Raw genomic sequence first — 10316 nt, 5'->3', positions numbered from 1 at the left:
GGGCGGGTTCGAGCCGGGCAGCCCGGAGGGCCCGCACGGCGGTGCCGACGCCGGACCGGACGCCGCCGACGAGCACACCACCCGGCTGCCCGTCACCCCGCCGGCCGGCTCCCCGGCCACCGGCCGCGACGAGGTCGAGCCGCCCACCAGCCGGATGTCCGCCGTGGGCCGCCCCGGCACCCCGGACCCGCTGACGGCGCCGTTCTCCGACATCGAGGACGCGCTGCGCCGCGACGGCGGTACGCCCGCCCACCCGGGCGCCACCGCCGACCCGGACGCCGAGGACACCCCGGCCGACCCGGCACCGGGCGGCGACCCGGTGTCCGGCCGTGCCCGGCCCGTCGACGACCGCCCGTGGCCGCCACCGCCCACCGGATCCCCATCCACCCCGCAGCACCCGGACCGGCACGACCAGGCCCGGCAGGAGGACCACTGATGCCCCGCCGCGACGACATCGACCACGTCATGGTGATCGGCTCCGGGCCGATCGTCATCGGTCAGGCCTGCGAGTTCGACTACTCCGGCACCCAGGCGTGCCGGGTGCTGCAGTCCGAGGGCATCCGGGTCTCCCTGGTCAACTCCAACCCGGCGACGATCATGACCGACCCGGAGTTCGCCGATGCCACCTACGTCGAGCCGATCACCCCGGAGTTCGTCGAGAAGGTCATCGTCGCCGAGCGCGACAACGGCACCCCGGTCACCGCGATGCTCGCGACCCTGGGCGGGCAGACCGCACTCAACACCGCGATCGCGCTGCACGAGAACGGTGCCCTGGAGCGCCACGGCGTCGAGCTGATCGGCGCCGACGTCGACGCCATCGAGCGCGGCGAGGACCGGCTCAAGTTCAAGGACATCGTGATCGGGGTCGGCGGCGACGTCCCCCGCTCCCGGGTCTGCCACTCCATGGAGGAGGTCCGCTCCGCCGCCGACGAGCTGGGCCTGCCCGTGGTCATCCGGCCGTCGTTCACCATGGGCGGGCTCGGCTCGGGCATGGCGCACTCGGCGCAGGACCTGGAGCGCCTCGCCGGCGCCGGGCTCGCCGCCTCCCCGGTCACCGAGGTCCTCATCGAGGAGTCGGTGCTCGGCTGGAAGGAGTACGAGCTGGAGCTCATGCGCGACCACCACGACAACGTGGTCGTCATCTGCTCCATCGAGAACATCGACCCGATGGGCGTGCACACCGGTGACTCGATCACCGTCGCCCCGGCGATGACCCTGACCGACCGCGAGTACCAGCACATGCGCGACGTCGGCATCGCCGTGCTGCGCGCGGTCGGCGTCGACACCGGCGGCTGCAACATCCAGTTCGCGATCCACCCCGAGACCGGGCGCCTGGTCGTGATCGAGATGAACCCGCGCGTCTCGCGGTCCTCCGCGCTGGCGTCGAAGGCCACCGGCTTCCCGATCGCCAAGATCGCCGCGAAGCTCGCCGTCGGCTACACCCTCGACGAGATCCGCAACGACATCACCGGTGAGACCATCGCCGCGTTCGAGCCGTCGCTGGACTACGTGGCGGTCAAGATCCCGCGGTTCGCGTTCGAGAAGTTCCCCGGCGCCGATCCCGAGCTGACGACGACCATGAAGTCCGTCGGCGAGGCGATGGCGCTGGGCCGCTCGTTCCCGGAGGCGCTGGGCAAGGCGCTGCGCTCGATGGAGCGGGAGCGGGCCGGGTTCTGGACCGCTCCCGACCCGGAGGGCGAACCGCAGTACACCGTCCCGGTCGACGGCCGCATCTACGAGGTCGAGCGCGCGCTGCGCTCCGGCCAGTCGGTCGACGACGTCGCCAAGACCTCCGGCATCGACCCCTGGTTCGTCGACCAGATCGCGCTGCTCGGCGAGATCCGTGCCGAGCTCGAGGCCGCACCCGTCCTCGACGCCGACCTGCTGCGCCGGGCCAAGCGCCACGGCCTGTCCGACCGTCAGCTCGCCGCGGTGCGCCCCGAGTTCGCCGGTGAGGACGGCGTGCGCACCCTGCGTCACCGCCTCGGTATCCGGCCGGTCTACAAGACCGTCGACACCTGCGCCGCCGAGTTCGCGGCGAGGACGCCGTACCACTACTCGGCCTACGAGACCGACCCCGCGGCCGAGTCGGAGATCGCCCCGCAGACCGAGAAGCCGAAGGTCCTGATCCTCGGCTCCGGCCCGAACCGCATCGGGCAGGGCATCGAGTTCGACTACTCCTGCGTGCACGCGGTCATGGCGCTGCGTGCCGCCGGGTTCGAGACCGTCATGGTCAACTGCAACCCGGAGACGGTGTCCACCGACTACGACACCGCCGACCGTCTCTACTTCGAGCCGCTGACCTTCGAGGACGTCCTGGAGGTCGTGCACGCCGAGCAGGCCTCCGGCACCGTCGCGGGCGTCATCGTGCAGCTCGGCGGGCAGACCCCGCTGGGGCTGGCCCAGCGCCTCACCGACGCCGGGGTGCCCGTCGTCGGGACCTCCGCGGCCGCGATCGACCTGGCCGAGGACCGCGGCGCGTTCGGCGAGGTCCTGCGCAAGGCAGGCCTGCCCGCCCCGGAGTTCGGCATGGCCACCTCCTTCGAGCAGGCCCGGGGGATCGCCACCCGGATCGGCTACCCGGTGCTGGTGCGGCCGTCCTACGTGCTCGGCGGACGCGGCATGGAGATCGTCTACGACGAGGCGACCCTGGCCGGCTACATCGCCCGCGCCACCACCATCTCCCCGGACCGCCCGGTGCTGGTCGACAAGTTCCTCGACGACGCCATCGAGATCGACGTCGACGCCCTGTGCGACGGCGAGGAGATCTACCTCGGCGGCGTGATGGAGCACATCGAGGAGGCCGGGGTCCACTCCGGGGACTCCTCCTGCACCCTGCCGCCGATCACGCTGGGCTCCTCGGTGCTGGCGAAGGTCCGCGAGGCCACCGCCGCCATCGCGCACGGCGTCGGCGTGCGCGGGCTGCTCAACGTCCAGTACGCCCTGCACGGCGACGTGCTCTACGTGCTGGAGGCCAACCCGCGGGCGTCGCGGACGGTGCCGTTCGTGTCCAAGGCGACGTCGGTGCCGCTGGCCAAGGCCGCCGCCCGGATCATGCTCGGCGCCACCATCGCCGACCTGCGCGGCGAGGGCCTGCTCCCGGCGACCGGCGACGGCGGCGCGCTGCCCGCCGACTCCCCGGTCGCGGTCAAGGAGGCGGTACTGCCGTTCAACCGGTTCCGCAACACCGCGGGCCAGGGCGTCGACCCGCTGCTCGGCCCGGAGATGAAGTCCACCGGCGAGGTCATGGGCTTCGACTCCGCCTTCGGCCCGGCGTTCGCCAAGTCGCAGGCCGCCGCCTACGGCTCGCTGCCGACCTCGGGCACGGTGTTCGTGTCCATCGCCGACCGCGACAAGCGGGCGATGGTGTTCCCGATCCGCCGCCTGGCCGACATGGGCTTCGAGGTCCTCGCCACCGAGGGCACCGCGGAGATGCTGCGCCGCAACGGGATCGATGTCACCGTGGTGCGCAAGCACAGCGAGGGATCCGGACCGGAGACCCCGACGATCGTCGACACCATCCTCGCCGGGGACGTCGACCTGATCGTCAACACCCCGGTCGGGAACCCCGGTCCGCGCGTCGACGGCTACGAGATCCGCGCCGCCGCGGTGTCGCGCGGGGTGCCGTGCATCACCACGGTGCAGGGGACCGCGGCCGCGGTGCAGGGCATCGAGGCGCTCGCCTCGGGCGGGCTCGGCGTGCGGTCGCTCCAGCAGGCGCACGCGGCGCTGAAGGCGAAGGCGTGAGCTTCGCCGCCCGGCTCGACGGGGCCGTCGCCGCCCACGGGCCGCTGTGCGTCGGGATCGACCCGCACCCGGCGCTGCTGGCGGCCTGGGGCCTCACCGACGACGCCGACGGCCTCGCCGCGTTCGCCGACCGCTGCCACGCGGCGTTCGCCGGGGCGGTGTCGGTGGTCAAGCCGCAGGCGGCGTTCTTCGAGCGGCACGGCTCGGCGGGCGTCGCGGTGCTGGAACGGCTGCTCGCCGGGTTCGCGGGCTCGGGCACCCTGACCCTGCTCGACGCCAAGCGCGGCGACATCGGCTCCACCATGGACGGCTACGCCGACGCCTATCTGCGCGTCGGCGCGCCGCTCGCGGCGGACGCGCTCACGCTGTCGCCCTACCTGGGTTTCGGGTCGCTGGAGCCGGCGCTGACCGCCGCCGACGAGGCCGGGCGCGGGGTGTTCGTGCTGGCCCGCACGTCCAACCCGGACGGTGCCGCGGTGCAGTGCGCCACGACGGCGGACGGGGTGAGCGTCGCCCAGCGGATGGTCGACGACGCCGCCGCCCGCAACGCCGGTGCGCAGCCCCGCGGCGCGGTGGGCGTCGTCGTCGGCGGCACCCACGAGCACGGCCTGGACCTGACCGCGCTGAACGGCCCGGTGCTGGTGCCCGGGCTCGGTGCCCAGGGCGCGAGCCCGGCCGACGTGGTGTCGCGGTTCGCCGGCACCGCGGGCCCGGTCCTGCCGGTGTCGGCGCGCGGTGTGCTGCAGGCCGGCCCCGACACCGTCGCCCTGCGGGACGCGGCGCACCTGCTCGCGGAGGAGCTGGCCTCCACCGCCGCCGGGGCGCACTGAGCGGGCGCCGGTCCCGATGATCGTCTGCTGTGAGGTGTCCGGTGCCGGATCCGGCACCGGACACCTCACGCGTCGCGATCATGGACTCCGGGACGGCACGGGTCCGGTGGTGGGCCGGCGACGCCGGACGCGCGCCGGGCGGTCCACTCCACCCGCCGGGCGCCCCCGGGCGCACCGGGACGTCGATCGGGCGCGTCCGGTGGCGGGCCGGCTGCCCCGTCCGGCGGGCAGCACTGCGCCGACCCGCCCTACGGGGGAGCCGGATGGCACTCCTGTCGTGGTTCGAACAGGGTGCCGTTGATCACCTCCTGACGGCCGAAACCGGAGGTGGGACCCCCATTGACGCCTCCGTGGAGGTCGTGGGTACGTTCGAATACGACGCCGGGGACGTCCCCCGGACGGGTCGGTGCGACCCACCACCCGATCGCTGACGCGACACCCCGGCGCGAGCCGGGATCACGGCGGCGAGAACGACGAGAACGACACAGGAAAGTACGGAGGAACCAACCGTGGCCCTTCCCCAGCTGACCGAGGAACAGCGCGCCGCCGCGCTGGAGAAGGCCGCGGCCGCGCGCCGGGCCCGGGCCGAGCTGAAGGACCGCCTCAAGCGCGGCGGCACCACCCTCGAGGAGGTGCTGAAGAAGGCCGAGACCGACGAGGTCCTCGGCAAGATGAAGGTCTCGGCTCTGCTCGAGGCCCTGCCGAACGTCGGCAAGGTCCGCGCCCAGCAGATCATGGAGGAGCTGGAGATCGCGACCAGCCGCCGACTGCGTGGCCTGGGTGACCGGCAGCGCAAGGCGCTGCTCGAGCGCTACCCGAGCTGATCCGGGCGTCCCGTGACCGACACCTCCTCCGTCATGCCCTCCGGCCGGACCGGCCCCGCCCGCGGGCGGCTGCTCGTGCTGGCCGGGCCGTCCGGGGTGGGCAAGAGCAGCGTGGTCGCGGGACTGCGCGAGGCGCTGCCGGAGCTGCTGTTCAGCGTGTCCGCCACGACCCGGCCCGCGCGGCCGGGCGAGGTGGACGGCCGTGACTACCGCTTCGTGTCCCGCGAGGAGTTCGACGCGCTCATCGAGCGCGGCGAACTCCTCGAGTGGGCCGAGGTGCACGGCGGGCTGCAGCGCTCCGGCACGCCCCGGGTGCCCGTCGAGCAGGCCCTCGACCGGGGCCGTCCGGTCCTGGTCGAGGTCGACCTGCAGGGCGCCCGGTCCGTCAAACGGGTCCTGCCCGAGGCCGTCACCGTCTTCGTCGCGCCACCCTCGATGGAGGAGCTGGCCCGCCGGCTCACCGACCGCGGCACCGACACCCCCGAGCAGCGCGAGCGCCGGCTGCGGACCGCCATCGAGGAGATGGAGGCCCAGGGGGAGTTCGACGAGGTGGTCGTCAACGACGACCTGCGGGCCGTGATCGGCCGGTTGGTAGCATTGGCGGTCGACCGCGGCGCCGTCTGAGCGCCCCAGGTCCCCCTCGTTCTTCAGGAGTCCACCACGTGAGCACGCCCACCGGCACCGCCACCGCCCCCGAGGGCATCACCTACCCGCCGATCGACGACCTGCTCGGCCAGGTCAGCTCGAAGTACGCTCTGGTCATCTACGCGGCCAAGCGCGCCCGGCAGATCAACGACTACTACTCCCAGCTCGGTGAGGGCCTGCTCGAGTACGTCGGCCCGCTCGTCGAGCCGGGCCCGCGCGAGAAGCCGCTGTCGATCGCGATGCGCGAGATCCAGGCGGGGATGCTCGAGCACACCGAGGGCGAGTAAGACCTCTCGATGGCTCCTCCCGAGGTGCTCCTCGGCGTCTCCGGCGGCATCGCCGCATACAAGAGCGCCGAGGTGCTGCGTCGCCTGACCGAGTCCGGCCACGCGGTGCGGGTGATCCCCACCGAGTCCGCGCTGCGGTTCGTCGGGGCGGCGACGTTCGAGGCCCTGTCCGGCCGGCCCGTCGCCACCGGGGTGTTCCACGACGTCCACGAGGTGCCGCACGTGGCCCTGGGCAAGGGCGCGGACCTCGTCGTCGTCGCCCCGGCCACCGCGGACCTCATGGCCCGCCTCGCGCACGGCCGCTCCGACGACCTGCTGACCGCGGCGCTGCTGACCGCCCGGTGCCCGGTGGTGCTGGCGCCCGCGATGCACACCGAGATGTGGGAGCACCCCGCGACGGTCGACAACGTCGCCCTGCTGCGCACCCGCGGCACGGTGGTGATCGAACCCGCCGCGGGCCGGCTGACCGGCGCGGACACCGGCAAGGGCCGGCTGCCCGACCCGGCCGAGATCGTCGACCTGGCCCGGCTGCTGCTGGAGCGCCCGGACGCGCTGCCGCGGGACCTGGAGGGCCGCCACGTGGTCGTCAGTGCCGGTGGGACCCGGGAGGACCTCGACCCGGTCCGTTTCCTCGGCAACCGGTCCTCGGGCCGGCAGGGCTGGGCGCTGGCCCGGGTCGCCGCCCAGCGCGGCGCGCGGGTGACGCTCGTCGCCGGGCACACCGCGGACCTCGGCGCCCCGGCGGGGGTGGACGTGGTCGCCGCGGGGACCGCCGTCGCCATGGAGGCCGCCGTCCGCGGTGCGGCCGTGGACGCGGACGCCGTGGTGATGGCCGCCGCCGTCGCGGACTTCCGGCCGGTCGACACCGCCGCCGACAAGATCAAGCGCGGCGACGCGGAGCCGGCGCCGCTGCGGCTGACCCAGAATCCCGACATCCTGGCCGGGCTCGTGGCCGACCCGCCGCGGTCGGGTCAGGTCGTGGTCGGGTTCGCCGCCGAGACCGGCGACGCCGACGGCGACGTGCTCCACCACGGCCGCGCCAAGCTCGCCCGCAAGGGCTGTGACCTGCTGGTGGTGAACGCGGTCGGCGACGGCAAGGCCTTCGAGACCACGGACAACGCCGGCTGGCTGCTCGCCCGCGACGGCGGCGAGGACGAGCTGCCGTTCGGCTCGAAGGCGCTGCTCGCCTCCCGCATCTGGGACGCGGTCGTCCCGCGCCTGCGCTGAGCACCCCCGCACACGACGACGGGCCCGCACCGGAGAACTCCCGGTGCGGGCCCGTCGTCGTGTGCGACCGGACTCAGTCCTCGTCGAAGAAGGAGCTGCGCGTCGGCTCCGCCTCGTCGGAGGAGGAGCCGGACCCCTCGTCCGACCCCTCACCCGACGTGGACGGCGTGGCCGACGAGGCCGACCGCGGCGAGGACGTGGACGGCGTCGCCGAGGAGGTCGAGCGCGGGCTCGACGTGGACGGCGACGAGGTCGACGGGGCCGACCGCTCGGCGCTGCTCGGGGTCAGCGAGTCCTCCGACGACCCGGAGCCCTCGGAGCCGGAGGTCGAGACGTACCGGGTCATCGCCCAGCCGCCGTACTCGGGGAGCTCGACGAACCCGTCCTGGGTCTCCCCGGTCGAGGTGGACTCACCCCGCTCGCACACGCCGACGATCGGCGCGTCGACCTCGGGCTCGGAGCGGACGTTGACGCTCTGGGTGCAGGTGCCGGTACCGGCGGCCGACGCGGTGCCGGCGATGATCCCGGTGGTGGTGACGCCGGCCACGGCCAGTGCGCCGAGGACGGCTGCGACGCGTCGCGAGTTCGGCTTCATGGTGGAACAACCTCCGTGCCGCCGGGGCCGGGGAGGCCACCGTGCGGATCCGTTCGTGGGCGACCCCGCGGGGCGTGCGAGGTGTTGTCCCGCCCAACGAGCCGACGCCCGTTCGATTCGTGAGCAGAGGGTCAATCACCCCATCCGGCGACACCGGGTAGCGAACTCTCCGGGTGTTGTCACGCTCCGTGTGTGAGTTCCCTCGTGCGAGTCCCGTACGGGCGGCCGGTCTGGACTACCCTGCATCCGAGGGGCGCTCGCGATCATGGTCGTGCGTCCGAGCGAGCGCGACGACGTCGTCGCGCCGGAGCGGAGAACGTTTCCAACGGGATGGAGAAACTGCGCGTGTCCAACACGAGCCGTCGCCTGTTCACCAGCGAGTCGGTCACCGAGGGCCACCCCGACAAGATCTGTGACGCGGTCAGCGACACGATCCTCGACGCCATGCTCGCGCAGGACCCGAGCAGCCGGGTCGCCGTCGAGACCCTGGTGACCACCGGTCAGGTGCACGTCGCCGGTGAGGTCACCACCAACGCCTACGTCGAGATCCCGCAGCTGGTGCGGGAGAAGATCCTCGAGATCGGCTACGACTCCTCCGCCAAGGGCTTCGACGGCGCCTCCTGTGGCGTCAACATCGCCATCGGTGCGCAGTCGCCCGACATCGCCCAGGGGGTCGACACCGCTTACGAGAAGCGCGTCGAGTCCGCCGAGGACGAGATCGCCAAGCAGGGCGCCGGCGACCAGGGCCTGATGTTCGGCTACGCCTGCGAGGACACCCCCGAGCTGATGCCGCTGCCGATCGCGCTGGCGCACCGACTGTCGCGCCGGCTGACCGAGGTCCGCAAGAACGGCACGCTGCCCTACCTGCGCCCGGACGGGAAGACCCAGGTCACCATCGAGTACGACGGCGACAAGCCGGTCCGGCTCGACACCGTGGTCCTGTCCTCCCAGCACGCCGCGGACGTCGACCTCGACGGCATGCTGGCTCCCGACATCCTCAAGCACGTCGTCACGCCCGAGGTGGAGGCGCTGGGCTGGGACCCGTCGCAGCCGCGGCTGCTGGTCAACCCGACCGGCCGCTTCGTGCTCGGCGGCCCGATGGGTGACGCGGGCCTCACCGGCCGCAAGATCATCGTCGACACCTACGGCGGCATGGCCCGCCACGGTGGCGGCGCCTTCTCCGGCAAGGACCCGTCGAAGGTCGACCGCTCCGCCGCGTACGCCATGCGGTGGGTCGCCAAGAACGCCGTCGCCGCCGGGCTCGCCGGGCGGATCGAGGTCCAGGTCGCCTACGCGATCGGCAAGGCCGCCCCGGTCGGGCTGTTCGTGGAGACCTTCGGCACGGAGAACGTCGACCCGGCGCGGATCCAGGCCGCCATCGAGGAGGTCTTCGACCTGCGCCCGGCCGCGATCATCCGCGACCTGAAGCTGCTGCGCCCGATCTACGGGCCGACCGCCGCGTACGGCCACTTCGGCCGCACCGACGTCGAGCTGCCGTGGGAGGACACCTCCCGCGCCGACGCCCTGAAGTCGGTCGCCGGCGGCTGAGCGCCGAGCACGTGCCCCGTGGCCGTCGACCGCCCCGCGCGGTCGACGGCCACGGGCGTCTCCGGGTGGCGTCGGTGCCGCGTGGTAGACCCTCGACGTGAGCTCTCCGCGTACCGCCCCGGCGGCCCGCGCCCGCCGCCCGGGGCGCGACCGGGGACAGTGGCAGCCCGCCCCGGCCCGTCCGGTCGCGCGGGTGCTGGTCGACGTCGCGCTGCCGCACCTGGACCGGGCCTTCGACTACCGCGTCCCGACCCATCTCGACGACGCCGCCGTCCCCGGTGTACGGGTGCGGGTGCGCTTCGCCGGCCGGCTGGTCGACGGTTTCCTGCTGGAGCGCTCCGACGACACCGCCCACGCCGGGAAGCTCGCCTGGGTCGACAAGGTCGTCTCGCCCGAACCGGTGCTCACCGCCGAGGTGGCCGGGCTGGCCCGGGCCGTCGCCGACCGCTACGCCGGGGTGATGGCCGACGTCCTGCGCCTCGCGGTGCCCGCCCGGCACGCCCGCGTCGAGTCCGAGAGCCCGCGGGAGCGCGGCGCCGCCGAGCCCGCCCCGGTCGACCGTGTGGGCTGGGAGGCCTACCCGCGCGGCGGGGCGTTCCTCGACGCGCTGGCG

The 10316-nt window shown here is 73.8% G+C and carries 8 protein-coding genes and 2 pseudogenes; 9 read left to right on the top strand and 1 reads right to left on the bottom strand.

Annotated elements, in window-relative coordinates:
- From NH602_RS22765 to coaBC, 7 genes and pseudogenes are all read left to right on the top strand, one after another.
- A pseudogene (locus NH602_RS22765) lies at nucleotides 1-436 on the top strand (hypothetical protein); the annotation flags it as partial.
- Nucleotides 436-3747, top strand: coding sequence for a carbamoyl-phosphate synthase large subunit (carB, locus tag NH602_RS22760; RefSeq protein ID WP_073574693.1), 3312 nt, complete (start codon nucleotides 436-438; stop codon nucleotides 3745-3747). The pseudogene NH602_RS22765 and the gene carB, both read left to right, overlap by 1 nt.
- Nucleotides 3744-4577, top strand: a complete 834-nt coding sequence (gene pyrF / locus NH602_RS22755; RefSeq protein WP_179762647.1) for an orotidine-5'-phosphate decarboxylase — start codon at nucleotides 3744-3746, stop codon at nucleotides 4575-4577. Before carB ends, pyrF begins: the two co-directional genes overlap by 4 nt.
- Before the next feature lie 509 nt (nucleotides 4578-5086).
- Entirely contained in the window at nucleotides 5087-5401 is a 315-nt protein-coding gene (gene mihF, locus NH602_RS22750; protein WP_020627642.1) for an integration host factor, actinobacterial type, read from the top strand.
- A 33-nt stretch (nucleotides 5402-5434) separates the two neighbouring features.
- Nucleotides 5435-6025 carry a guanylate kinase gene (gmk, locus tag NH602_RS22745; protein WP_179763157.1) on the top strand — a complete coding sequence of 197 codons (591 nt, stop codon included), beginning with the start codon at nucleotides 5435-5437 and terminating at the stop codon, nucleotides 6023-6025.
- A 38-nt stretch (nucleotides 6026-6063) separates the two neighbouring features.
- Entirely contained in the window at nucleotides 6064-6333 is a 270-nt protein-coding gene (rpoZ, locus tag NH602_RS22740) for a DNA-directed RNA polymerase subunit omega (protein ID WP_073574695.1), read from the top strand.
- A 9-nt stretch (nucleotides 6334-6342) separates the two neighbouring features.
- The gene (gene coaBC, locus NH602_RS22735) at nucleotides 6343-7560 is read left to right on the top strand and encodes a bifunctional phosphopantothenoylcysteine decarboxylase/phosphopantothenate--cysteine ligase CoaBC (protein ID WP_179762648.1); all 1218 of its coding nucleotides are present in this window, start codon (nucleotides 6343-6345) and stop codon (nucleotides 7558-7560) included.
- A gap of 73 nt (nucleotides 7561-7633) precedes the next feature.
- On the opposite strand, the gene NH602_RS22730 is transcribed toward coaBC, so the two are convergent.
- Complete coding sequence (locus NH602_RS22730; RefSeq protein WP_179762649.1) at nucleotides 7634-8155, bottom strand: SH3 domain-containing protein; 522 nt, start codon at nucleotides 8153-8155, stop codon at nucleotides 7634-7636.
- 345 nt (nucleotides 8156-8500) lie between these two features.
- Between NH602_RS22730 and metK the strand changes: the two genes are divergently transcribed.
- The gene (gene metK, locus NH602_RS22725) at nucleotides 8501-9703 is read left to right on the top strand and encodes a methionine adenosyltransferase (protein ID WP_253068857.1); all 1203 of its coding nucleotides are present in this window, start codon (nucleotides 8501-8503) and stop codon (nucleotides 9701-9703) included.
- 97 nt (nucleotides 9704-9800) lie between these two features.
- Nucleotides 9801-10316, top strand: a pseudogene (locus tag NH602_RS22720) (primosome assembly protein PriA); the annotation flags it as partial.

Source organism: Pseudonocardia sp. McavD-2-B (assembly GCF_024124365.1).
Lineage (GTDB): Bacteria > Actinomycetota > Actinomycetes > Mycobacteriales > Pseudonocardiaceae > Pseudonocardia > Pseudonocardia alni.
Note: the sequence above shows the minus strand (reverse complement) of the source record. Positions and strands in the feature narration are given on the sequence as shown.

Coding starts and splice junctions, on each gene's coding strand:
- coaBC (WP_179762648.1), top strand. CDS start 6,343: ATGGCTCCTCCCGAGGTGCTCCTCGGCGTCTCCGGCGGCATCGCCGCA.
- carB (WP_073574693.1), top strand. CDS start 436: ATGCCCCGCCGCGACGACATCGACCACGTCATGGTGATCGGCTCCGGG.
- gmk (WP_179763157.1), top strand. CDS start 5,435: ATGCCCTCCGGCCGGACCGGCCCCGCCCGCGGGCGGCTGCTCGTGCTG.
- NH602_RS22730 (WP_179762649.1), bottom strand. CDS start 8,155: ATGAAGCCGAACTCGCGACGCGTCGCAGCCGTCCTCGGCGCACTGGCC.